The organism is Hymenobacter saemangeumensis, from assembly GCF_039541835.1.
Taxonomy (GTDB): Bacteria; Bacteroidota; Bacteroidia; order Cytophagales; family Hymenobacteraceae; genus Hymenobacter; species Hymenobacter saemangeumensis.
On the sequence record NZ_BAABGZ010000072.1, the window covers coordinates 1 to 24,825 of the forward strand.

The 24,825-nt window shown below is 62.8% G+C and carries 17 protein-coding genes; 10 read left to right on the forward strand and 7 right to left on the reverse strand.

All coding sequences use genetic code 11. From position 1 onward, the window contains the following. Positions 1–262 precede the first annotated feature (262 nt). The 10 genes from ABD919_RS17390 (at position 263) to ABD919_RS17435 (ending at position 10,351) form a co-directional block, all read left to right on the forward strand. Positions 263–2,317: a BatA domain-containing protein gene (locus tag ABD919_RS17390; protein WP_345237319.1), complete on the forward strand. Its 2,055-nt coding sequence runs from the start codon at positions 263–265 to the stop codon at positions 2,315–2,317. A gap of 75 nt (positions 2,318–2,392) precedes the next feature. After that, positions 2,393–2,953, forward strand: coding sequence for a DUF4199 domain-containing protein (locus tag ABD919_RS17395; protein WP_345237320.1), 561 nt, complete (start codon positions 2,393–2,395; stop codon positions 2,951–2,953). A 39-nt stretch (positions 2,954–2,992) separates the two neighbouring features. After that, on the forward strand, positions 2,993–3,517 hold the full coding sequence (locus ABD919_RS17400) for a DUF4199 domain-containing protein (protein ID WP_345237321.1): 525 nt from the start codon (positions 2,993–2,995) through the stop codon (positions 3,515–3,517). Between the two features lie 19 nt (positions 3,518–3,536). Then, positions 3,537–4,487, forward strand: a complete 951-nt coding sequence (locus tag ABD919_RS17405) for a glycosyltransferase family 2 protein (protein WP_345237322.1) — start codon at positions 3,537–3,539, stop codon at positions 4,485–4,487. A 104-nt stretch (positions 4,488–4,591) separates the two neighbouring features. Beyond that, positions 4,592–5,977 carry a DUF6438 domain-containing protein gene (locus tag ABD919_RS17410; RefSeq protein WP_345237323.1) on the forward strand — a complete coding sequence of 462 codons (1,386 nt, stop codon included), beginning with the start codon at positions 4,592–4,594 and terminating at the stop codon, positions 5,975–5,977. 85 nt (positions 5,978–6,062) lie between these two features. Beyond that, entirely contained in the window at positions 6,063–7,208 is a 1,146-nt protein-coding gene (locus ABD919_RS17415; protein ID WP_345237324.1) for a glycosyltransferase, read from the forward strand. A 91-nt stretch (positions 7,209–7,299) separates the two neighbouring features. Then, entirely contained in the window at positions 7,300–7,866 is a 567-nt protein-coding gene (locus ABD919_RS17420) for a hypothetical protein (RefSeq protein ID WP_345237325.1), read from the forward strand. A gap of 61 nt (positions 7,867–7,927) precedes the next feature. Beyond that, positions 7,928–8,491 (forward strand): hypothetical protein, encoded by a 564-nt coding sequence (locus ABD919_RS17425; protein ID WP_345237326.1) that lies wholly within the window; start codon positions 7,928–7,930, stop codon positions 8,489–8,491. Beyond that, the gene (locus ABD919_RS17430; protein WP_345237327.1) at positions 8,484–9,674 is read left to right on the forward strand and encodes a hypothetical protein; all 1,191 of its coding nucleotides are present in this window, start codon (positions 8,484–8,486) and stop codon (positions 9,672–9,674) included. The genes ABD919_RS17425 and ABD919_RS17430 overlap by 8 nt, the downstream gene beginning before the upstream one ends. Positions 9,675–9,787: 113 nt before the next feature. Next, positions 9,788–10,351, forward strand: a complete 564-nt coding sequence (locus ABD919_RS17435) for a helix-turn-helix transcriptional regulator (protein ID WP_345237328.1) — start codon at positions 9,788–9,790, stop codon at positions 10,349–10,351. 229 nt (positions 10,352–10,580) lie between these two features. Here the strand turns inward: ABD919_RS17435 and ABD919_RS17440 are convergent, their stop codons facing one another. The 7 genes from ABD919_RS17440 to ABD919_RS17470 form a co-directional block, all read right to left on the reverse strand. Further along, on the reverse strand, positions 10,581–11,702 hold the full coding sequence (locus tag ABD919_RS17440) for a glycosyltransferase family 9 protein (RefSeq protein ID WP_345237329.1): 1,122 nt from the start codon (positions 11,700–11,702) through the stop codon (positions 10,581–10,583). 228 nt (positions 11,703–11,930) lie between these two features. Continuing rightward, positions 11,931–12,389 (reverse strand): hypothetical protein, encoded by a 459-nt coding sequence (locus ABD919_RS17445; protein WP_345237330.1) that lies wholly within the window; start codon positions 12,387–12,389, stop codon positions 11,931–11,933. Positions 12,390–12,569: 180 nt separating this feature from the next. Next, positions 12,570–14,273: a hypothetical protein gene (locus tag ABD919_RS17450; protein WP_345237331.1), complete on the reverse strand. Its 1,704-nt coding sequence runs from the start codon at positions 14,271–14,273 to the stop codon at positions 12,570–12,572. Between the two features lie 117 nt (positions 14,274–14,390). Next, a complete protein-coding gene (locus tag ABD919_RS17455; protein ID WP_345237332.1) occupies positions 14,391–16,067 on the reverse strand; it encodes an FG-GAP-like repeat-containing protein in 1,677 nt (558 codons plus the stop codon). A gap of 216 nt (positions 16,068–16,283) precedes the next feature. After that, positions 16,284–21,839 (reverse strand): IPT/TIG domain-containing protein, encoded by a 5,556-nt coding sequence (locus ABD919_RS17460; protein ID WP_345237333.1) that lies wholly within the window; start codon positions 21,837–21,839, stop codon positions 16,284–16,286. 223 nt (positions 21,840–22,062) lie between these two features. Beyond that, a complete protein-coding gene (locus ABD919_RS17465) occupies positions 22,063–22,731 on the reverse strand; it encodes a response regulator transcription factor (RefSeq protein ID WP_345237334.1) in 669 nt (222 codons plus the stop codon). 187 nt (positions 22,732–22,918) lie between these two features. Beyond that, entirely contained in the window at positions 22,919–24,661 is a 1,743-nt protein-coding gene (locus ABD919_RS17470) for a T9SS type A sorting domain-containing protein (RefSeq protein WP_345237335.1), read from the reverse strand. Positions 24,662–24,825 lie beyond the last annotated feature (164 nt).

Genomic DNA, 24,825 nt, shown 5'->3' on the forward strand with positions numbered 1-24,825 from the left:
AGTCGGTCGCCGCCAACCTTTGCTCCTGAGCAGGCCCCCCTGATGCTTTCACCAGCAACAGGGGGGCCTCTCCCGTTTTAGGGGGTTTATTATTTCCTCCTGTTAAGAATACGGATTCTTGGTAGTGCATTGAGTTTCGTTAAAGAATTGACCGCTTAAGGAGCTGGTGAATTTAGTCAGTCTTTAATTATTGACTGACAACGGCTTATCTGTTTCAAACATGGGCGTAGTAATTTTAGCTGCTTAACATCATTTGTCACACATGCAGTTGACTTATCCTTGGTTCCTACTAGGCTTATTCGCTATTGCAATACCTATAATTATTCACTTGCTGCAGCTGAGGAAGCCGCAGCGGCTGCTTTTTACCAATACAGGGTTTATCAGAGAGGTAGAACTGATAAATGTGCGGCAGCGAAAGGTGCAGCAGCTATTGATATTGCTTGCACGAGTTTTAGGAGTAGTGGCCCTGGTGTTGATGTTTTGCCAGCCCTTCATTCCAGCGCGAGAGGAGGGTAAGCCATTGGCTGCGGGAGTAGATATGCTAGTAGATACCTCACCGAGTATGCAGGCCGAGGGTAAGGAAAGTATGCCATTGTGGCAATCGGCAGTGGATGATGCTCGTCAATTGGGGCGTGCTTATCCTAAGTCTACCCGGTTCCGTCTTTTGGGCCATGGGAAGTCGGTATTGATACCGGCTGCCTATCAGGCCAAGCTTGATGAGCTTAAGCTGGGGGCGCAGAAACTGCCACGTATGGATGAGCTTGGAGCTGAGCAGGCTGCTGCAAATGCCCTTTACATCTTGTCGGACTTCCAGAAAAGTCAGGTTGATGCGACGAGCATTGGCAAGCTGGGGCAGAGCCGGGAAATAGTTTTGGTGCCGAAAGTGGCCAGAGCAGTTGGTAACGTGTATGTTGATAGCGTTTGGCTAAGTGATGCCTTTGTCCGCCGGAAAACGAATATGCCGCTGCATATACGGTTAAGAAATGGGGGAAGCAAGGTGGTTAACGACTGCCCGGTAAAGGTTTTTCTGGGCAAGCGTCAGGTTGCTGCTTTCCGGGCAACTGTAGAGCCAGGAAAGGCAATGGCAGCGGTAGTTCAGATTCAGGTGGAGGCAGAAACCACTGAGCTGGGGCGGGTGATGACGGAAGATTCTCCTCTCACCTTCGACAACACCTACCATTTTACCTTACAGCCCGCGGCTGCTATTGCTGTACTCGAAATAGGAAATGAGCCAACCGCTGAGGCGCTTTACCGAAATGAACCATTGTTCAGCTATTCTTTTGCCAAGATGCAGGGCTTGAATTATGGAGCCCTGCGGAAAGCAAATCTGGTGTTGGTGAATGGGCTGCCTCAACTAGATGCAGGGCTTCAAGATGGATTGCAGGATGTTGTGAAAAGGGGGGGAAGCGTGGTAATTGTGCCACCAGCAGCTAGCAATGGGCGCAGCTCATACCAGGCCTTGTTTACCAAGCTTGGACTTGGCACTGTGCAATGGGAAAAGGCAGCTGCAGGCAGTCCGGAGCTGAGAGAGGTGGCGATGCCCAGTGCACAAGAGCCGTTCTTTCGGGACGTGTTTGGGGCCCAGCAGCGAGCGGTTACTATGCCTAAGGCCGCTCCGGTGCTGCGCTGGTCGCGCACGGGAACAGACATTCTGCGGATGAAAGACGGCGAGAGCTACCTGGCGGCATTTCCCAGCAGCGCAGGCAGGGTCTATGTGTTTTCGGCGCCTTTGCTGAAAGAATACGCTGATTTTACCAACCACGCCCTATTTGTGCCGGTAATGTACCGCATGGCCATGCTCAGCTATCGAAACGAGCAGCAGCCGGCATACCGCCTTAGCCAGGCTATGGTGTTATTGGATTTGCCCGGGCCAGCCAACCCGGCTGGTGAGCCCAACGATGCGGCAAGCATCCGGCTGGTTAAAGACAGCCTGGTATTGATACCTGGACAGAAAGTGCAGGGGCAGCAAGCCAAGCTGGAGCTACCGGCTGGCATGAATGTACCGGGCTTCTATGAAGTTCGGCAGAATGGTAAGCTGTTGACTACCCTGGCGTTTAACCAAGATAAGCGCGAGTCGGAGCTGTCGGCCTATTCAGCGGAGGAGCTGCGCCAGCAGATTGCGCCGGAACAGAAAAATATACGGGTACTGGAAGCCGACCCAGGCGGCGCAGGGGTGGCCCAATTGGGATTGCAGCAAAGCGGGGTTCCGCTCTGGCGTTACTTTCTGCTATTGACGCTGCTATGCCTGCTGGCTGAGGCCGCCCTGATACGTTTTGGAAAAAAGGCCCGTCCAAAGCAGCAAGCAGTGGCCGCGTAGCTGGTGGAGAAGGCCGGTCAATAGGCTTTGGATGCGGGACAGCTAGTATCTTTCGGCCTTATTTCCATCCAAGATATGCCTCAGAAGGACACCTTACAGTCGAAAGACCTTGCGCTTCCCAGTCGTTTTCGGGTGATGCTGCAACAAGCCATCCGCTACGGAGTGGGTATAGGTATTTTGTGTGCTTTGTGGCTGGTAGGCTTGCATCTGACCGATAACAATGCATTCGGTCCTAAGCGGGTGTTGCTGTATTTTGCTGTACCAGTTGCCGTTGTGCTTAGTCAATGGTCGCTAAGGCGGGCGATGCCCGGAGGCAAGCCCGGCCTTTTGCGGGCATTGGGAATGGGGGCGTTAACCACCGTGATGGCAGCGACCCTGGTGGCGCTTGGGGTAATTGCCTTGGGTAAAATAGCGGGTGAGCCGGCCCTGGAGCGCAACCGTCGGGAGATGATGTACCTGGCCCGGGCTGACAGGAAAGCCATGGTAAAGCAGGCCGGCAGTGAGGAAGGATACAACCGGCAAATGGCCTATTGGGCACAGCTTTCGGCTCAGGATATCGCGCAAAATGACTTTAGCAAAATTCTACTGCTGGGGTTAATATTTGCAGTGCCGGGTGGCATTTTCTTTCGGGAGTAGGCTGCTCTGACACTTCATTTCACTCTTTTACTCTTGGTTATGGAACCAGTTGCTTCGCCGGTTACGCCGGTTTCGGTTGGGGTGCGTTATGGCCTGCTCACCGGGCTGGCCAGCATCATCTTCTCTTTTATCCTGCTGGCGACTGATAACAGTCAGTCCTCACTCCGGTGGCTGGGGCTGGTTATTACCATAGGAGGTATGGTGCTAGCCCATAACGAATTCAAAAAGCACAACCAGGGCTTCATGAATTACGGACAGGGGCTGGGTATTGGAACGGTTATGAGTGCGGTAGGCGGGGTACTAAACACCGTGTTCAGCTACGTGTACATGACCTTCATTGAGCCGGGCTATATGGCGCGTATTATGGAGCAGACCCGGGCGAAAATGGAGGAAAACGCCGGGTTGTCCGAAGAGCAAATCGACCAGGCCATGGCGATGACGGAAAAGTTTAGCGGGGGCGGGTGGCTGCTGGTTTTTGGCATTCTGGGCTCGGTGCTGTTTGGTTTTATCATTGCGCTGTTGGTTTCGGCCATCACCAAAAACTCCCGTCCCGAGTTTGACTAAGCCGAGCCAAGTATTTCCGGTGGAGCTTTCCATCGTGATTCCCCTGCTGAACGAAGCAGAGTCGCTGCCGGAGCTGACGCGCTGGATTGCGCGGGTGCTGACGGCGCAGGGCCTGAGCTACGAGGTACTGCTGATTGACGACGGCTCGACCGATGCCTCCTGGGAGGTGATTGAAGAGCTTTCTGCGGAGGACACGACGCTGCGCGGCATCCGCTTCAACCGCAACTATGGTAAGTCGGCGGCCTTGAATGTGGGCTTTGAGGCGGCTGTTGGCCGGGTAGTATGCACCATGGATGCCGACCTGCAGGACTCGCCCGATGAGCTGCCGGAGCTGTATCGCATGATAACCGAAGACGGTTACGACCTGGTAAGCGGCTGGAAGCAGAAGCGCTACGACCCACTGTCGAAGACTATTCCGACCAAGCTCTTCAACGGCGCGACGCGCTGGATTTCGGGTATTCAGCTGCACGACTTCAACTGCGGGCTGAAGGCCTACGACCAGCGCGTAGTGAAGGCCATTGAAGTGTACGGGGAAATGCACCGCTACATTCCCGTGATTGCGAAGTGGAACGGCTTCCGCAAGATTGGCGAGAAGGTGGTGCAGCATCAGGAGCGCAAGTACGGCGTCACGAAGTTTGGGCTGGAGCGGTTTATCTATGGGTTTCTGGACCTGGCCAGCATCACGTTTGTGAGCCGGTTCCGGCGGCGGCCCATGCACTTCTTCGGCACGCTGGGCAGCCTGTCGTTTTTTATTGGTATGCTGCTCACGCTGTGGCTGACGGGGGAAAAGCTCTACCTGTCGATGCACAACCTGCGGGCCCGGGGCGTAACGGAGCAGCCTTTGTTCTTCTTGTCGCTGGTGGCGGTGATTGTGGGCGTGCAGCTTTTTCTGGCCGGCTTTCTGGCCGAAATGGTGCAGCTCAATGGCCCGCGTAGAAACGATTACTTAGTCAGGGAGCGGATTCGGTAAGGGAAAAAGTGAGGTTGAGCGCGACTGGCACTACTCTTGTAATGCGGATTTCAGACGGGGCTACTGCCCGTGACAAATAAGTTCCATTCCTCACTTTTTTTCTGATGAAAACATTGTACACCTGGGTTGTGCTGGCTGGTGCCGGACTCCTGCCTGCCTGTACCGTTCACTACCACGGCGTAGGACCCGACGGCCGTACGCGCGTAGTCAATCATTACCACACCGACACCGTGTACGTGCAGAGCACCAATACGACGGTAATAACCCAGCCCGGCGTGGTGGGTGGCCCACGGGGTGGCTATGCCGGCAATGGCCCGGTACGCGGCGGCTACGGGCAGCCGGGAAGCGTGCAGACGCCCCCGCCCGGTAACTACCCGCCCCCGCGCAACAATGGCGGCATCCGGACGCCCCCGGCCGGGCAGCCCGGCCCGTCGCCAGCTGGCAGCAACAACCCCAACCCGCCAGTGCGCAACCCCCCCATTCGTACCACGCCCCCCGGACCGGTGCGTAACCCGGGTAGTGGTACTACCCCCGGCACGGGAAGCCAGACGCCAGGCGGCACTGGCACTACGGCCGGAACCGCAACGCATGCTCCATCTGGCGGGGCACCACAGGGCAGCAACAGCCCGGCACCGGGCAGCACAGCAGGCGGAGGTGGTAGCGGCGGGCAGGCCCCGCAGGGCTACACTACCGGCGGCATCAAGCCCATTCCGACGACGTCGACACCGGTTCCGCCTACCTCAGCCCCCATTGGAGCAAGTGGAGAAACGCCGGGCCCGCGCACTGGCGGTATAAAGCCGGTGCGGCCGACGAAGTTCCCGACCGAGCCCGTGGCAACCCCGGCAAGCGAGTACCCGACGGGCGGTATCAAGCCTATTCCGGGGAGCACTGCCAGTGGCAGTGTAGCAGTAGCCAGCACTCTCAGTGAAGATACGCCTCATAATTTCCAGACCGGGGGCATCAAGCCGATACCGGGGGGGCAAAGCGCACCGGCAGGGGAGGTGCCCACGACCCCGGGTACTGGCGCCCCGGCTGAAATGCCTGGAACGGAAAATCCCGGTAATGGCGGTGGCACGCAGGCCGTGCCGGCGCTGATGTTTGCCAAGATGCCCTGCCGCGGCACGTGCCCTGCCTATACGGCAACGGTATGGCCCAACGGGCGGGTGGTGTATGTGGGGCAGCACAACGTGCCGCGTGTCGGAACGTACGAGCTGCGGCTGGACCCGTCGGTGGTGGCCGACATTCAACGCCAGGCCCAGGGCCTGGGCTTTGGCGAACTGCAGGCCAGCTATGCCAGCGGCAACACCGATATTCCGGCCACGATGCTGACCATATACAGCGCCAGCGGCAGTTCCAAGACGGTGAGCGTGGAAGACACTGCCCCGGCCGAGGTGCAGGCCCTGTTTGATAACATCCACGGTACGCTGAGCCAGCTGGTGGCCAACAGCGAATACTCGGAGGAAAAGCCCCGGAACCGCAAGTCCCGGTAAGCCGACCTTATCCCGACGCGGGTAGCAAAGCGCCCGGCCATGGTTTTGGCCGGGCGCTTTGCTACCCGCTACCTTTAACGGCTGCATGAAGATTATAATTATTGGCCCGGCGTATCCCCTGCGCGGCGGGCTGGCTACTTACAACGAGCGGCTGGCCCGGGCTTTTCAGGCGGCCGGTGATGAGGTGCGCCTCCTGACGTTTTCGCTGCAATACCCCGACTTTCTGTTTCCGGGGCAGACGCAGTTCAGCACCGAGCCGGGGCCAATCGACCTGGAGATTGAGGTAAGCCTGAACTCGGTAAACCCGCTGTCGTGGCTGCAGGTAGGGCGGCGGCTGCGCCGCGAGCGGCCCGACCTGGTGGTGTTCCGCTTCTGGCTGCCGTTTATGGGCCCGGCCCTGGGCACGGTGGCGCGGCTGGTGCGCGGCAACGGGCACACGCGCTGCGTGGCCATTACCGACAACGTGATTCCGCACGAGCAGCGGCCCGGCGACCGGCCGCTGACGCGCTATTTTCTCAGCGCCTGCGATGGGTTTGTGAGCATGAGCCGCTCGGTGCTGGGCGACCTGCAGCGCCTGGGCTTCGGGCAGAAGCCGGCGCTGTACCGGCCGCACCCGTTGTACGACAACTTCGGACCCATAAAGCCCAGGGCGGCGGCGCTGGCCCAGCTGGGGCTGGCGGCTAACACCCGCTACCTGCTGTTTTTTGGCTTCATCCGGGCATACAAGGGGCTGGATGTATTGCTGGAAGCTTTTGCCGACGCCCGGCTGGCTGGGTTGCCCGTCAAGCTCATTATTGCCGGAGAGTTTTACGAGGATGCCGCCCCTTACGAAGCCATAATTCAGCAGCACCAGCTGGAAGGGCGCCTGGTGCGGGCCACCGATTTTATCCCGAATGAAAAGGTGGCCGACTACTTCTGCGCGGCCGACCTGGTGGTGCAGCCCTACAAGAATGCCACCCAGAGCGGCGTGTCGCAGATAGCCTACCACTTCGAGCGGCCCATGCTGGTAACCGACGTAGGTGGCCTGGCCGAGCTGATTCCCGACGGAGAAGTAGGCTACGTAGTGCCGCCCAATGCCCGTGCCATTGCCGATGCTTTGGTGGATTTCTGCACCCACCCGGAAAAGCAGGCTTTTTTTGAGGAAGGCACCCGGGAAGTAAAAAAGCAGTTTTCCTGGGAAGTGATGGTGGCGGCGCTCAAGGAAGTGGCAGAGAAGGCAATTAAAAATTAAAAATGAAGAATTAAAAAGGCAAAGGGCCCGGCTGTCGTGAGGCGCAGCCTGGATAGTATATTCGTTTGGTTCAACGAGTTCCTTTCCGGCAATGTCTTCTTCCATTTTCCTTCGATTCAATGCGGTGGCCTTGCTGGCCGGGGGCCTGCTCGCGCCCGCCGCCGCACAAACGGCCCGCATTGCCCACCTCAGCCACGGCGGGAGTGCGGAAACGCTGGATGCGGCCGCGGATAATTTCGGGCTGGGCGACGCAGTATTCTTTGTTGACAGTATCCGCTTGCTTTCGGATACCACGGCACTAGAGTTTGGAAGCTGGCAGGGGGTTATGATAAAGAAGGAGCAGTCCAAGGAAAGAGTACGTACGCTTAAATTTTCCAGCCGGCAAGTAGGCCATAGCCAGGTATCAGCTAAAAGCTACGTTGAGCAGACGGCTCGCTTCCATCCGAAGCTGAAAATCCTGGCCTACGACACGCTGCCTCCGGTACTGAAAAAGCAGAAAGCAAAGCGCAAAAAGTCTGCTTACCTGCCCGCCGTGCCCACCCCGCCCCAACACCCCGGCCTGGGGCTGGGCGTTGCGGTGCTGCTTACCCTGGCCGGGGCCGGCTGGCTGCTGGGCGGTCCCGACCGCCGGCCCCTGGCGGACCCGGCCCGTGGCTAAAGCCTGCCGGGCTTTTCTGACTCAGTGTATTTTCGGGGGCTGCCCACTAACTGTTTTCGTTATGAAATATCTATTCGCTGCTGCGCTGCTTTCCTTGCTGGCGTCTCGTCCGGCCATCGGTCAAACGGCCCGCATTGCCCACCTCAGCCACGGTGGGAGTTTGGCTACGCTGGCACCGGAGTTGGATAATTTTGGGGAGCCAATACCGTATTTCGCCGTGGACAGTGTCCGTTTGATTTCGGACAGCACTGCACTGGAATACGGAGAATGGCGCTGGGCATGGAGGACTGAGCAGGAAAAGGAGAAGATGCGGACGCACAAGTTCTCCAGCCGGCAGGGAGGCGCCGCCCGGGCCTCGGCCAGAAGCTACGTTGAGCAGACGGCCCGCATCCATCCGAATCTGAAAGTCCTGTCCTATGATACGCTGCCTTCGGTGCCGGCTCCGGTGCCGAAAAAGCAGAAAGCCAAGCGCAAAAAGGCGGCTCTACTTATGCCGTTGCCGGCCGAGCCGCCCCGGCCGTATGGCCTGTGGCTAAGCGCCGCCTTTATTCTGACGCTGGCCGGAGCCGGCTGGCTACTGAGCGGGCCCGACCAGCGGCCCCGCACACTTCCAGCCCATGCCTGAGGCTGGTCGGGCTTTTCTGCGGCGCTGGCTGCTGCTGTTTGCGGGGCTGCTGGCCCTCACATCGCCTTTCCAATACCGGGTGCTGCCCAGCCCGGGCGCTTGGCTGCGGCCAGTACTGGAAGCCGGGCTGGGCGCCGTAGCCGGCCGCTGGCTTCCCAACCAAAGCGCCGCGCTGTTTTCCGACTCGCCGGGCCTGTACCTGTACGCGGCCCTGCTGCTGGCAGCCACAGCGCTGGCGGCGGCTTTCTGGCTATGGCTAAGCCGCCGCCGCCTCGCCACAGAAGCCCGGCTCTGGTACTTGCTGCACACCGGGGCGGCCTGGTTTCTGGCTTTGCACCTGCTCGAATACGGCTTCGACAAGGTGTTCAAGCACCAGTTTTACCTGCCCGAGCCCAACACCCTGTACACGCCGCTGGGACAAATGACGCCGGACCTGGCGTACTGGAGCGTGATGGGCGTGTCGCGCTTCTACAGCGTTTTCGCGGGGCTGACGGAAGTAGGAGCGGGTCTGCTGCTGCTCTGGGGCCGCACCCGGCTGCTGGGCGGCCTGCTTGCCCTGGCCGTGCTGGCCAACGTGGTTGCACTGAATATCGGCTTCGACATCTCGGTGAAGCTGTGGTCGGGCTTTCTGCTGGGGCTGGCGGCGTTGGTGGCGTCGCCGGGGATGGGCACCCTCTGGGCCGGGCTGGTGCGGGAGCAGTGGCGGGCCCCGGTCCGGCCCCGGCGGCCGCTGGGCTGGCCTGGGCGGGCAGTGGGGGCGGGGCGCGGCCTGCTGCTGGGCCTGCTGCTGCTGGAAACGGCCGGCCCCTTTGCGCAGACAGGCACTTTCAACGATGATGCCGCCGCGCGCCCGCCCCTGCACGGCGCGTATGCAGTTACCGCGGCCTTGCCGGCACCTTCGGCAGGCGCGCCGCTGCGGCTGTTTGTGCACCGGCGGGGCTACCTCATCACCCAGGCCGCCGATGGGCAGCTGCACGACTACCGCCTGCGCTACGCCCCGGGGCAGCTGCTGCTCAGTTCCCGGGCGCGGACAGATACGCTGGCCTACACCAGCGACAGCGCCGGCCTGCACCTGACTGGCACACTGGACGCCGCCCCCGTGCGCTGGCTGGCCCGACCACTGCCCTGGCGCCAGCTGCCGCTGCTGAGGGGCGGGCACTGGACTACCGGACCAGCAGAATAGCGTGTAAAAATGTTGTGACACTTGATGCTGTGACACTTTGAAGTGTCACAGCATCAAGTGTCACAACATTTCATTGACGTTCTTGCCGCTTAACGCCAGCTCATTCCTTTGCTATGCGCATCTTCTCAAACCATCGGGGGCCCAGCCCCTCCCACAACGCCACCCAGCTAGTGCGGGCGCACCTGGGCCTCACCCAGCAGGATTTGGCCCGTCTCATGCAAGTGTCGCGCACGGCCGTGGCCATGGACGAGCGGGGCGAGCGGTACTTGCCCTGGCCAAAATCGAAGCTGCTGCACGACTTGTGCACGGTGCTGCCCACACCGCATGGGTCTGCCCCGGTACCGGCAGTGCCTGCCCCGGTACTGTCGGCGGCCGACCGCAAGGAGCTGGACTGGCGGCGGCGCACCATTGCCCTGGAAGTATTCCCGCTTGAGCAGAAGCTGGCCCGTGTGGAGGTGCGCCTGGCCCAGGCCCGGCTTTGGCAGCAGGCCCTGCCCGCTCTGCGTGCAGCCTTCCCGGCGGAGGATGCCCGCGCCCAGCGCTGGCTGGATTACTTCGAGGCAGAAGCTGCCGCGACGTTGAGCACCGACAGCGGCCAGCCCGCGCTGTTGAAGCTGCGGCTAGCTACGGTGGCGTTTGAGCTGGCCGAAATCGACTGGCTGCTGGCGGGTGGGTGATTTCGTGAAGAGGTTGGTGGCATTACGAAACGCCGCCTTGGCAACCGAAGGTCGGCGTAGCCAATCCATCCTGTTCTCAGCGACCAGCCAGATAATGTGAAAAGCCCCAACGCCTGGTCTAGCGTTGGGGCTTTTCGTTTGTCACACCCTTAGGTTTTGCGCTAAGCGAGGAAGGACTGCGGCGTTCCGCTGCGCTCTACTCGCAATGACACGTTTTTTTGCTCATTGCTCATTGCTCATTTCTCATTGCCATCGGCACGCTTTCCCGCACAGCCTGCAGTACCTTCTCCGCCGGTAAATCTTCCATGCAGCTGGTGCCGTAGCGGCAGCTGCCGCGGTAGAAGCACTCGCACTGCTTGTTGGGCTGCACCAGCTGGCCCCGGTCGTAGAGGTCGAATTCGTGAGGGTTGAAGATGTTGTTCATCAGAATGGTGGGCTTGCGCAGGGCGATGCTGATGTGCATGCCCATGGTTACCTGGGTCACGATGCCGTCCATCTGGTGCATAAGGTTGATGAACTGAGGCAGGGGGAAGGTGCCGAGGTAAGTGGCGCCGGTGGCCGCGTTCAGCACGCGGTTGCGGGCATCTTCGGCCTCGCCGCCGAGCAGCACGGGCACGTAGCCGGCGGCCTGCAGGCCCTGGATAAGGGTTATCCACTTCTCGTCGCTCCACAGGCGGGTGGTCCACCTATCGCCGCAGCCGGTGTTGAGGCCGATGCGCGGGCCGGTGGCGGCGGGCAGCAGGCTCCAGTCGTAGCCTTTGTCGGCGTGCGTGTCGAACACGTACTCCTCGCCGCGGAAGTCGAAGCCGCAGAGCTCGAATATCTCCTGCACGTAGGGCTTGGTGTTGGCCAGGCTTACCTGATCGAACACGCCGGTGAGGAATTTGTGGTTGGCCAGCTCGTTCTGGGGCCAGGCCACGCCGTCGTGGGGGCGCAGGGCGTAGCCAAACTTCTGCCGGGCGTTGATGGTGTTGAGCAGGGCGCAGGCTTCCTTTTCCTTGTCGAGGTTGATGACCACCTCAAACTCCCGGGCCTGCAGCTGCAGGGCGGCGGCAAAGTCGAACTTCAGCACTTCCTCAATCTCGCCCTGGGGCAGGATGGCCGGCGTGAGCGTAAGCCAGGTGATGGCGCAGCCGGGGTATTCCTGGCGCAGGCGCCGCAGCAGGGGCGTGGTGCGAATGACGTCGCCGATGGCGCCCAGCTTAATGAGCAGGATGCGGCTGGTAACGGGCGAGTACACGGGGCAGCCTTCGCACACGTAGCCGTGCTCCTTGTTGGGCCGGCAGGGCAGGTCGCCGCGGAAGTGGCGGCAGTCGGGGTTGACGAGGACGTTGTTGAGAAGCTGGGGCAAGGGAAGCGGGGCAGATGAAGCGGTAAAAATAGCAGAAGCCGGCAGCAAAGCCCAGCCGAGCGCCGCCGTCGGCCAGGGGCGACGGCGGCGCTCGCACTACGAAACAAAACTCTTCAGGGAATGCAGAGAGGAACGCCGGTATTGCGCTCGCTGGTGCCGCTAGCAGGGGCAGGACTCCGTGGAGTCGGCTTTTACAGCGGTTACCAGGCTTCTGCGGGAATCGGCTGCTTAGAGCGCCATGTTGAATCTGCCGTTGGTAATGGCTTTCGGGGGAGCGGTGCTGCCGCTCGAGCGGTCCTCTGCCACGTAGCTGAAGGTGCCGCTAATGTTGGACGAGGACACACTGCTCACCGTGACCGTGCCGCTGGTGCTGAAGTAGCCGTTGCTGGAGGTGCTGTTGAGGTCTACATCTACGTACGCTGCAAAAAGCTCGTTGGCAGCGCCGGTGGGAGCAATAATACGGTAGGTGCCAACGGCCAGCGGCAGACCTTTGATGTCGACGCCGGTGCTGCGGGTGCGGCTGGTGGTGAAGGCGCCTACGATTTCAACGGTATTGCCGGTGATTTCCCGACGAGTGCTGGTGGCAGTTACATTGCTGCCGTCAACGGTCCAGGCCATGCCCGTGAAGGGTGCGGTGGAGGTGCTGGATGAGCAGCCAGCCAGCGAGGAGATGGCGAGGGCAAGCACAAGGGCGCGGAGAGAGCGTAAGGAATGCATCATAAAGTAAACAAAAAGATATAAAAAAGACAGGTCCACACGGGGAAGCTTCTAAAGGTAGGGGCTGCTACAAGCCTGCCACTATCAATAGCGTAAAGCGGTTGATATTTCCTGGGATAAGAGGCCAGTGTTTCCAAGCCTGGGCCAAGCCTATTCCACCACGAGGCGGGCCGTGGCATTGCCGCAGCGCAGCAGGTAGAGGCCCGGGGCGAGGCCGTGCAGGTCGAGGCGGGTGGTGGTAGCGCGGGCGGGGAGGGTGGCGCGGCGAACTTCGCGGCCCAGGGCATCGAGCAGCACGGCGGAGCGGGCGGCGGGGGAAGCGGGAAGGGTAAGTGCGGCCAACCCGTGGGCGGGGTTGGGAGAAACCAGCAGCCCAGGCTGGGCCTGGCCCGGGCTGTTCGCGGTAGGGGTGTTGTCGAGGATGGAAGTGAGGAAGCCGCTATAGTTGCCAGAGCTGCCAGCGGGAGTAGTGACGACCTGATTGCCAAAGGTGGCCGAGGCATAGAGAAGGCCGCCAACGTAGAGGGTGCTGCCGCTAATAGCCAGAGTGTTGGCGAGGTCGTGCCCCCGGCTGCCTCCCGCGTGCTGGGCCCAGTCGACGCTACTGGTGCTGCCGGCATCACTGAGCCGGGCCACGAAAATATCCCGAAAGCCGGCCGTTGTAAAAACGGTGCTGCCAAGGCTTACTGTGGGGCTAGCAAAAAAACCGGCCAGATATACCCTGGAGCCTGCTGCCGTTACATCGAGCACATACGTTTCGCCAAAGCCAAGGGCTTGCTGCGCCCATTCAAAGGTGCTGGTGCTGCCTGCGTCGCGGAGCTTGGCCACAAACCCCTGCCGGCCGTTGGCTGCATTGGTCAGCGTGCTGCTGCCGTAGCTCACAGTAGGCCCCACGAAGTAGCCGCCGATATAAACGCTGGGGCCGGACACGGCCAACGAGCTTGGCCAGTCGGTGTAATTGCCCCCGGCCCGTTGTGCCCATACAAAGCTGCCGGAGCTGCCATCATCGCGGAGCTTGGCCACGAAGATGTCGTCGTCGAGGTGGGAGTTGAGCAAGGTGAAAGGGCCCAGGGTAATCGACTGGCTGGCGAATGGTCCGGTAACATACACGCTAGTGCCCTGCACGGCCACAGCGGTGGCATCGTCCCAGTTGCTGCCACCGCCGCGCTGTCCCCACACAAAAGCGGCGCTGGGTCCATTATCGGTCAGCTTGACTACGTACATGTCGCTACCAGAACTGGCCAGGCTGAGGCTGCCAAACGTTGCCGTTGGCCCCCCGATGGTGCCGGCTACGTACACGTTGGGGCCGCTCACGGCGATGCTGGTGCCTAAGTCGTCGGTTCCACTCCCGGCGCTCCGGGCCCAGGCAAAGGTGCTGCTGTTGCCGGCATCGGTGAGCTTGGCAATGAAAATGTCATTGCCGCCGGCAGTGGTGAGCGTGCTGCCACCGAAGGTGATGGTAGGCCCGGCAAAGGTGCCGACTACGTAAATGCTGCTCCCCTGGGTCGCCAGGCTACAGGAGAATACCCGGGAACTTCCGCTGCTTTGCTGGGCCCAGAGGTAGCGCCCGGCTGCCGGACTCCACTTTGCCACGAACATTTCCTGGGTACCCGATGAGCCGACGGTAAGCACCGTGCCCCCAAAGCTGACGCGCTGGGTAAACACCCCGGCAACGTACACATCACCGGCGGCATCGGCCGCGATTTTATGTACGTAAAAGCTGCCCGTCGACGAGGCATCGGCGGTAGTAACCGTTTGCCAGGCTGGCGCCTGGGCCAGCGCTCCCACCCCAGCCAACAGGCTATACAGGAAGAAAAGCCAACCTGCGCTGATGCTCATATGAATCGATTTCATGAGAGATGGAGTAGTATCATAGTGCCAGAGGCTGAAAGCGTGCTCCCACAGCCAATGCGGGGCCGAATGGGCCGGCCAAGCGTAGCCAGGACCTCACCAGCGCTAGTACCGGGCGGGCTAGTCCACTACAAGACGGGCCGTGACGGGGCCGCAGCGCAGCAGGTAGAGGCCAGGGGCAAGGCCGTGCAGGTCGAGGCGGGTGGTGGTAGCGTGTAGCGGCAGCGTGAGCCGATTAACCTCCTGCCCCAAGGTGTTGAGCACTTGCACCAGGCGGACACTGCCGGCCGCTGGCAGGGTAAGCGTGGTGAAGGCATGGGCCGGGTTGGGGCTCAGGAGTGGTGTGTAGCCGTCGGCCAGCTCCACTGGCTGGTTGCTGGTAGGCCCTTGCATGGTGAAGCTGGCCACGCTGGTGGTAGCGCCGCCCGCGCTGCTGAGGCTGACAGGGCCGCTGCGCGCACCGGAGGGCACGAGGATGTTGCTAATTTGTGTACCAGCCGAGTTGATGGCAAAGCCGCTGCTGACCGTGTTGTTGCTGGTACCGGAAAAGGTAATCAGGGTGGTGCCTTGCAGGTTGGTGCCCCGCAGCGTAATGGGCGTGCCGCTGTTGCCGGCCGCCGGGCTGATGGCATTGAGGGTGGGCAGCTGGGGCCGGCCCAGCAGCACGCTCACCGTATGCGAGTCCAGGTTGCTGGCTACGATGTCGGCTATACCATCGGCATTTATATCACTGATGGCAATGTTTTCGGGGCGGGTGCCGCCCGTAGCGTAGCCCACGGCCGGCGCAAAGCCACCCGCGGTGAGGCCCAGCAGCACTTCGGCCTCGCCGGTGTTGCTGTTTACCGTTAAAATATCGGCCAGCACATCGCCGTTGAAGTCGCCCACCGCCACGCTGGCCATGTTGCTGCTTGGGCTGATGGGGTAAACAACCAGGGGGGCGAAGCCCCCCCCATTTTGCCCGGCCAGCACGGCGGCGGTATGCGGGTAGGAGCTGATACCCACAATATCAAGGTGGCCGTCGTGGTTCACGTCGGCCAGGGTTACGGCGTAATAATAGGTAGTGCCAGTGCTGTACAGCGTGGCTGGGCCAAAGCCGCTGGCCTGGCCCAGCCACACGCAAATGGCGGAATTTCCCGGCAGGCCGGCTACAATGTCGAGCCGGCCGTCGCTGTTTACATCGCCCAGCGCTAGGCCGTAGAGGGAGCCGGCGCTGCCGCTGGAGTAAGTGAGGGCCGGGGCAAAGCCACCGGCCTGCCCCAGAAGCACACTTGCCGTGCTGGAGGCGCTGTTGGTAAGCACAATGTCCAGGCGGCCGTCGTTGTCAACGTCGCCCAGGGCCACGTTGCTCACGATGCTGCCGCCCGAGGGATAAAGCCGGACGGCCCCGAAGAGGCCATTGGCTTGTCCTAGCAACACCCCGGCCGTATTGGACAGCGCGTTGGCCAGGACAATATCAATGCGTCCGTCATTATTCACATCACCCAGCGCTACTTGCTCCGGGGCACTATTGGCCCCAGGCGCGTACGTAACTACCGGGGCATACCCGCCCCCGGGCCGGCTTAGCAGCACCCCGGCGCCGGTATTGTTATTGGCCGTAACGATGTCGGGATAGCCGTCGTTGTTGAGGTCGGCGGTGGCCACGCCCTTCGGGTAGCTCCCCGTGTTGAAGGGGCCAAGGCCAGTGGAGTACGACGTAGCGCCGGCAAAGCCCTGCCCCCGTGCGGAACTGGCGGCGGCAGGCAACAACATGGCTAGCCACAGGCAGTAGCTGCCCGCACGGATGCAGGTACGGCGCATTGCAATAAATATGGAGTTCGAATAAAAGTAAGCCTTTATGCCGACTTGGCGCTGCGTATGCTGAAAGCAGGGATGTAGGTGCGCGTAGAAAGCTTCGGGCTTGCATTGCTTACTGAAGGTGCGCTGCCCCAAGGGCCTTGTTATGCCCTGCTGTCAAACAAAGAAGCCCTGCCGATGGGGGCAGGGCTTCTTTTGTATCAACGACTTCCAACGAGCTTATTCCACCACGAGCTTCGTGGTAGCGGCACCGCAGCGCACGGTATATATGCCGGCGGGCAGCTCCCGCAGGTCGAGCAAGGTGGAGGTGGCCTTTGACGGCAGCAAGCTGGCGCCTACCTGGCGGCCTAACGCGTCGAGCACCAGCACCGGGCGGGCCTGGGCCGTAGCCGGCAGGCTCAGCGTGACCGCCGTGCGGGCTGGGTTGGGGTAGAGGGCCAGGGCCGCTGCCTGGGCGCTGGCCGTGCCCAGCACGCCGTTGGCCGGGCCGAACACCAGGGCAAAACGGCCGCTGAGTGTGCCAGCCTGGGCTGCCAAGAAGCTATAGCGGGGCGTGGTGCCCAGGTCCTGGCGCGTGCCGGTGGCGGCATCGGTCAGGTAAGCCGTCAGGCCCGCGGGCAGGTTTGCCAGGGTAGCGGCGAAGGACACCAGGCCGGCGGCGGGCACCTGTACCGTGAGCGGCAGGGTGGTGCCGCTGGTCAGGGCGGGCAGGCCCTGAATGGCCAGCTCCTCGCCGCCGGCCACGGTGGCCAGGTTCAGGCCGCTGGGGTTGGCCATTTTCACGGCGTCATACTGCGCATCCACGCCCGGGGTGGCGCCGGCCTCGGCGTACACGTGCAGCACGTCGGTATTAGCGGCGGCGCTTAGCGAGAGCTGCAGCTGCGGGCGGCTGTCGGCTGCGGTGCGGCGGAAAGTGGCCTGGGTAGCGAAGGTCGTCACCCGGACGCCGCTGGTGAAGGAGATACCCGAGTTCTGGCCGGGGGTGGTCATGCGCACGAAGAAGCCCTGGCCGGCGGCCAGCAGCGAGTTGCCGCCGATGCCGTTGACGTAGGCCCGGTACTGCCCGCCGTACTGGCTGGTGCTTTCAAACACGTAGTTGGCGGCGTCCAGGTTGATGCGAAGCTGGCTGCCCGTCACGCTCAGGTCGATGGGCGAGGGGAAGGGGTTGCCCACGAGTACCCAGCCGGCGTCGGCCTGTGGGCCGCGGCCGGGGCTGACGAACCGGCCGCCCTGCCCCTGGTTGAAGCTGCTGCCGCTGAAAGTCACCAGCGCCGTGGCCGGAACGTTTACCGTGTAGCCGTGGGCCTGTGCCATTGCCGTAGTGGCCGCGGGAACAAACCAGCCCTTGTCGAAGTCCGATAGCATGGCCGCCGGGGAGGTGCTCAGGCGGGTCTGGTCGTAGCCAAACACGTTGGGGAAAGGCGTCACGCTGGCCGGGGTGGCCGAGGTGTTGTAGGCCTGGGTGAGCACAGGGGTGAAGCCGGTGGTGGCCAGCTGCCCGATGGTCATGTCGGGAATGGGTGAGCTGAAGTGGCGGTAGCCGGCGCCGGGGTTGAGGCCGGGGGTTATGTAGCGCTCCATGCGGCAGGTGCCGGTATTGGCCAGCACCGAGCCGTTGCCGGCGTTGTGAATCAGGGCCGTGCCGGCGGCACTTGAGCGCAGCGTGAGCGTGCGCCCGCCCAGGTCGAGGTTGCCGTAGTTGAAGTCGGGCGTGGTGATGCGCAGCACCTGGGCAATGGCCAGGTCATTGGTCAGCGTCAGGTTGCCGCCGGTGGTCGACACAATCAGCTCGCGCACCTGGGCGGGCAGGCCGGGGCCGGTTGCCTGGGCCACGGTGCCGTTGTAGAGGTAGCTGGCGTCGGTAGAGAAGCTGCGGGCGCCGCTGGTTTGCACGGCGCCGGTGCTGCCGCTGGCAGAGAGGCCGGCCGCGTTGCAGATGCCCAGCGTAGCGCCGGCCTGCAGCGTAAAGCTGCCCGCGCCGCTCAGCGGCTGGCAGCTGGTGAGCAGCTGGCCGCCGGGCTGCACCGTCAGGGCCGTGTTCACGGTGAGGGGGCCGCCGAGGGTAGCCACGCCGCTGGCGGTGATGGTGATGGTGTTATACGTGCCGCTGATGGTCTGCGCGCTGCTCACCGTCAGGTCGCCCACCGGGGCCGTAAAGATGCCGGTGCTGGTGGCCGTGCCGTTGGCGGTGGTGACGGCAATGGGGCCGCTGCCCGTGCCGGCGGGCAGGCTGAAGGTGATGGTGGTGTTGTTTACCACCGTGAAGCCCGTAACGGCCACGCCATTCACCGTCACGCTGCTGGCGCCGGTAAAGTTGGTGCCCGTAACAGTAACACTGGTGCCGGCACCGCCCGAAGTAGGCGTAAAGCTGCTGATGCTGGGCGCCGCCGTCGTGACGGTGAAGGGCGTGGAGCTGAAGCTGGAGAAGCCGCCGGTGTTCACCCCGATAACTCCCGAGCCAGCGCCGGCCGGTACGGTGGCCGTAATCTGGGTGGCCGAGTTCACCACGTAGCTGGCCGGTACCGGCGAGCCGCCGCCGAAGTACACGGCCTGCACGCCAATGAAATGGTCGCCGGTAATCACCACCGAGGTGCCCACCGGGCCGCTGGTGGGCGAAAAGGAATACACCACCGGGTTGGGCTGCACCGTGAAGCTGGTGGTGGAAGTAGCCGTGCCGCCGGGCGTCGTTACGCTGATAGCCCCCGAGGTGGCGCCGTTCGGCACCACGGCCGTAATCTGATTGTTGGCATCTACGCTGAAGCTGGCGCTGGTGCCGTTGAAGCGCACAATGGTAGCGCCGGTGAAGCCCGAGCCGCTGATAACGACCGTGCTGGCCACCGGCCCGCTGCCGGGCGAGAAGGCGCTGATGACAGGAGCCGAGCTGCCGTTGTTGATGCGGTAGGCAAGGGGGCTGGCTGATGGAAGGGTATTGCAGACGAACTGCGAGAGGTGCACGTAGTAGGTGCCGGTGGCTGGGCAGACAAAGTCCAGCGAGGCGGAGTTGTTGCTGCAGTACGGACCAAAGTCGTCGTTGGAGTCGACTTCCGTACCCGCCGCGTTGTAGATGCGCAGGTACGTGTCGTCGTTGCCGCCGCAGTTGGAGAAGGAGTACGTCACGCCCGCCGTGCCCGTGAAGGCCCAGTGGTAGCGGTTGCCGGCGGCCACGCTCACCGTCTGAAACGAGGTGGTGAAGCTCAGCGGGCTGCCGGGGCCGGCCACGCTGGGGCCGCAGAAGGTGGGGGTGCCGGCCGACGGGACGGTGAAGCTGGCGGCCGAGGTGCCCGTGCCGCTGGGGGTGGTTACGGCAATGGGCCCGGTAGTGGCGCCGCTGGGTACGCTCACCGTAATCTGGGTGGCCGAGTTCACGGTGAAGCTGGTAGCGGCGGTGCCATTGAAGGCCACCGCCGTGGCGCCGTTGAAGCTGCTGCCCGTAATGGTGACGCTGGTGCCCACGGGCCCGCTGCTGGGCGTGAAGGAGCTGATGGCCGGCGCGGAGCAGGCATTAACGACGACCGTATTGGAGGGCGCCGAGGTAGCGCCGTTCTGCGTGAAGGTAGCCGTGTAGGAGCCGGGCGTGCTGGTGGTGAGCGGGTTGGTGGTGCTGCCGCCGGGGCTGAAGGTGTAGCTGCCGCCGCTTGCCGCCGCCGAGTTCAGGTTGAGGGCGCCGCTGGCCGTGAGGCGGGCCAGGTAGTCGGGAGCCGCGGCATTGCCGTTGTAGCTGACGAAGATGCCACCCGCCAGCACCTGGCCATCGGGCTGTAGGGCCACCCCATAGATGGTGCTGCTCGGAAAGCCCGTGCCGCCGTTGTTGAAGCTGGTATCCCGGCTGCCGTTGGCGTTGAGGCGGAGCAGGCCATTGGGCACGGCCGCGCTGTTGTAGAGCGAGAACGAGCCGCCCACAACCACCTTGCCGTCGGCCTGCAGGGCAATGCGCCAGACGGCGTTGTCGAAGCCGTCGTTGGCAAAGCCAAAGCTGCTGTAGTTAAAGGTGTTGTCGACTGTGCCGCTGGGGTTTAGGCGAACCAGGCGGCCGGGGGCCGAGCTATTGCCCTGGAAGGCACCGCCGGCCAGTACTTTGCCATCGGGCTGCACGGCCACCGTCCATACCCGGTTGTTGAAGCCTGCCGGGCTGGGGTTGAAGCTGGCGTCGAGGCTGCCGTTGGCATTCACCCGCAGCAGGTTGATGGGCACCGTGGTCCCGTTGTAGGTGCTGAAGTCGCCCCCGGCCACGATTTTGCCGTCGGCCTGCAGCGCCACCGTCAGCGCGGCGCCGTTCAGCCCAAACCCGCCGCTGTTGAAGCTGGCGTCGAGGCTGCCGTTGGGGTTGAGGCGGCTCAGGCCCGCCCGGGTGCTACTGCCGTTGTAGGTGCTGAAGCTGCCGCCCACCACTACTTTTCCATCGGCCTGCTGGGCCATGGCCCACACGGCGCTGTTAAAGCTGGCATTGGCGAAGGTGTTGTCGAGCGAGCCATTGGCATTGAGGCGAAGCAGGCCGCCGCTGAAGGCCCCACCCACCAGGATTTTGCCATCGGGCTGCACCAGCAGCGAATACACCGTGTTGTCGATGCCCGCCCCGGAGGGGTTGAAGGTGTTGTCGAGGCTGCCATCGGCGTTGAGGCGCAGCAGGTAGCGGCGGCCCGTGCCGTTGAAGTTGGTGAAGAAGCCCCCGGCCAGAATCTTGCCGTCGGGCTGCACCACCACGGTCCAGAGCGGGTCGTTGAATGCGTTGTTGCCGGGGTTGAAGCCGGGGAGGACGGCGCTGGCCGTCAGGGTTTGGGGCGAGCAGGCGCTGAGCGGGCCCGTCGGGCTCAGGCTAACCTGGGCGCTGGAGCCGGGCACGTAGGTGAAGCTGCCGGCCGAGGTGGCCGTGCCGCCGGGCGTGGTCACCGCCACGGGGCCCGAAGCCGCATCCAGCGGCACCAGGGCCGTAATGGTCGTGGCATTCACCACGGTAAAGCCGAGGGACAGGCCGCCGCTGCCGAAGCGCACCCCGGTGGCCCCCGTCAGGTTGCTGCCCGTCAGGGTTACCGTGGTGCCGGCCCCGCCCGTGCTGGGGCTGATGCTGGTGAGGGTAGGGGCCAGCACCGTAACCGTGAAGCTGCCGGCCGAGGTGGCCGTGCCGCCGGGCGTGGTCACGCTGATGGTACCGGAAGTAGCACCGGCGGGAACGGTGGCGCTGATGCTGGTGGCCGAATTGACCGTGTACGTCGCGGTCGTGCCGTTGAAGCGGACCCCCGTGGCGCCGGAGAAGTTGGTGCCCGTGATGGTAACGTTGGTGCCGGCTGGCCCGCTCGTGGGCGAGAAGGAGCTGATGGCCGGGGCGGGCGTGCCGCTGCCGGAGCTGGCCTTGTAAGCCAGGGGCTCGGAAAGGGAGAGCGAGGTGCACGAGTACTGCGACAGGTGCAGGTAGTAGGTGCCGGTGCTGGTACAGGCGAAGTCCAGCGAGGCCCGCGTCCCGCTGCAGTAGATGCCGTTGTCGTCGTTGGCAATGACCACGGTGCCGGCCAGGTTGTAAATGCGCAGGTACGTGTCTTCGTTGCCGCCGCAGTTGGAGAACGAGTACGTCACGCCCGCCGTGCCCGTGAAGGCCCAGTAGTAGGCGCTGCCCGCCGCCACGTTCACCGTCTGAAACGACGTGGTGAAGCTGCTGAGGGCGGGGCCGGGCACGCTGCTGGTGCAGAAAGCGGGCGTCTGGGCGTAGGCTGCCGGCCCGGCCAGCAGCAGCAGGAGCCCGACCAGCAGGCATTGCACCCGTTGTAGAGTAGTGTTTTTCATGAACATCAGATAAAGGGTAAGAGATGCGTAACAAGGGCAAACGCCCACTTCTCGGCGCTTCAGCAAAAGGCTGAACACCGGGAAGCGGGCGTTAGATAGACTTATAATTGAATGTAGATGAGCTTCTTGCTGCGGTTAGCAGAGGCTGCAGTCTACCCGGCCACCTACAAAATTCCGAAGCTTAGCACGGGCCGTGCAATACCTACTTTCAGGTATATTTTCCCTAAATCAGGTCAAAGGCGCGGGCGTACTGGCCCAGCTCGAATACCGTAGTTGCCCCCAGTTTCTGGCGGATGTTGCGGCGGTGCGTTTCGGCGGTTTGGGCAGAGATAAACAGCTGTTCGGCAATCTCCGGGGCCGAGCGGCCCAGGGCCAGCAGGCGCAGTACGTCGCGCTCCCGGGGCGAGAGGGCAATGTACCGGTCGCTGTACATGCGCAGGAAGTCGTTCTCGTCAATCAGCCGCTGCACCTTCGCCGCAAAGTGGTTGTCGGGGTGCAGCGGAATGGCCAGGCCCATCACCAGCAGCGGTCCTCCCTGGTCGTCGGACAAAAGCCGGCGCATGGAGGTCAGGTACCAGCTCCAGCCCTCGCGCTCGGTGGTGCGCACCTGCTGGTAGAAGGTGTGGACCTCGGGTTTGCCGCCCTCGTACATCAGCTGCCATACCCGCGCCATGTACTCATCCGACTCTACGGCATTGAAGTAAGTAGGCGAGAAAGCCGGGCCCAGGGCCGTGAGCTCCTCCAGCGTAGCGCCCAGCAGCTCCAGCCCCCAGCGGGAGAGGTAGCGCACGGTTTGGGTGGGCACGTGGTGAATGATGATGACGGCCGGGTAGTGGTCGGCGGTAGCGGCAATCTCAGTTATTTTTTGAGTAATTCTTTCTTCATCAGTCATGCAACAGAGTGAGTGGAAATGAAAGTGTGGGAGGGAAAACGAAGTACAGGAATAAATAAACCATAAAATCGGCAGCTAATTAAGGAAGGTTTAAGGAAAAACCGATGTGGCGGGCATAAAATAAAAATCCGGGCCAGCACTATCAGTGCCAGCCCGGATATTTTGTGGCTTACGCTCACAAAATCAGTTACTCAATCTGTAGTTGGCATAAGGAAGAGCCACAGCGCAACAAGTACAGCCCGGCCGGCAGGCCGGCAGTAGACAATGTGGCCTCTGGCTGACCCGCGGCAACACTGCCTTGCCGGATAGCGCGCCCCGTGGAATCGTACAAGGTTACTGGCAAAACCGTAGGTGCCGGCGCTGGCAGGCGAAGCGTAATCAGCGGGCCGGTGACGGGGTTGGGAAACGCCGTGAGGGCGCCATGCTGCGCCTGCCGGGTGCCAAGCACGGCACCGGCCTGCGCCAGGCGGGCCAGCAGCACGTCGCCGCCCAGCGGGCTGCTGGCAGCATACGACGAGGCGGTAAGGCTGCTGTTGCCCAGCAGGAGCGGCCCCCCACGAAAGTCACCGGTGAGGTAGGCCTCGCCGGAGCTGCCCAGCGCGGGCTTGCGAAAGAAGTACTGGCTGGCCACGGTGGTGCCAGCGCCAATGGCCGGGGCAGGCAGGGCATACTGCCACTGCCCGGCCGGGGTGACCCGGGCGACGAAGCTGCGGTTGCCGGTAGCTGCAAAGCTCAGCGAGCCAAAGCTGTAGGTGGCAGCCGAGGTAGCGCCACTGGTCAAGTCGCCCACCACAATGCCGTTGCCGGCAGCATCGGCTACCAGGCCGGTGGTGCTGGCGGTGGTTCCGGCCGCGGGGCCCCACAGGCCGGCCGGCGTAATGCGGCTGACAAAGCTGGCTGCCCCGGCCGGCAGCGGCGTGCCATCCAGCTGGGCGGGCCCATCAAGGGTACCGGTGGCCCACACGTTGCCGGGCCGGTCGAAAGCCACGCTGCGGACGCGCCCCCCGCTGGCGGCCGAGCTGCTGATGGCCCACTCCCAGGTATTGGCTGGGGTGAGCAGGGCCACAAAGAAGCGTGAACTGGCGGGGCTGCCGGCCGGAATGGTAAGCGTGTTTATCCCAAAAGCGGCCGTGCCGCGCAGTGCCCCGCCCACGGCCACCTCGCCCTGGGGGCCCACGGCGGCATCCTGCACGCTGAGGTAGGTGTTGCTGTCGGTGCCGGCGGGCACCACGGCGAGGGCACTCAGCCAGGAGCCGCCGCCGTGGGCGCGGGCCACAAACAGAGCCCCCTCCGCCTGCTGTTGAAAGGGCAGCGGCAAGGTGGTGCCGCCAAAGCGCAGCTGCTCGCGCCCGTAGGTGCCTCCCAGCGCCAGGTTGCCGGTTTGTGGGTCGAGGCCCATGCCGGTGAGGGCCACGCGGCCCCCGGCGGGCATGTCGGCCCCAATTACCCACTGCACCTGCCCGGCCGGGTTGAGGCGGGCCAGGAAGAGCCCGGCCTGGGGCGATACGTAGCGGCTGGTGCCTACCGTGACGATGGTGCCGTCGGCAACGCCGGCGAGGTAGACGTTGCCGGCGGCGTCGGTCACTACCTGGTCGACGGTAGCGCCGGTGCCGTTGCTGCTTACGCGTACCGCCCATTCCCACTGCCGGGCGGCGGAGAGCTTGGCCACGAAGCCGCTACGCTGGCCGGTGCTGCTTACGATGGTGTTGCCAAAGGCCCGGCTGGCCGGCGTGCCACCCGAACCCGTCGTCAGTGCGCCGCCCACGTAGGTGTTGCCCGCGTTATCGGTTGCTACCGAGTGGCCTTGGGCGCCGGTGTCGTCGCCGGGGGCCGGATGCGTGGTTTGGGCACCACCCTGCCAAACCGGCGCCTGGGCATGGGCTGCCGACAGAAACACGGAGAAACAAAGGCTCAGGTAAAGTGGGCGCATAGCAAAAGGGGGGTAAAGCATTTCTCAGGTGCAGGCAGGTAGTTAAAAGTTGAGAGTTAAAAGTTAAAAAGCAAGCTTATTGATTTTTAACTTTTAACTCTCAACTTTTAACTCTTTCTAAAGGGTACACCAGCTGGAGAACTACTTTGGAAGTGTAAACGGCC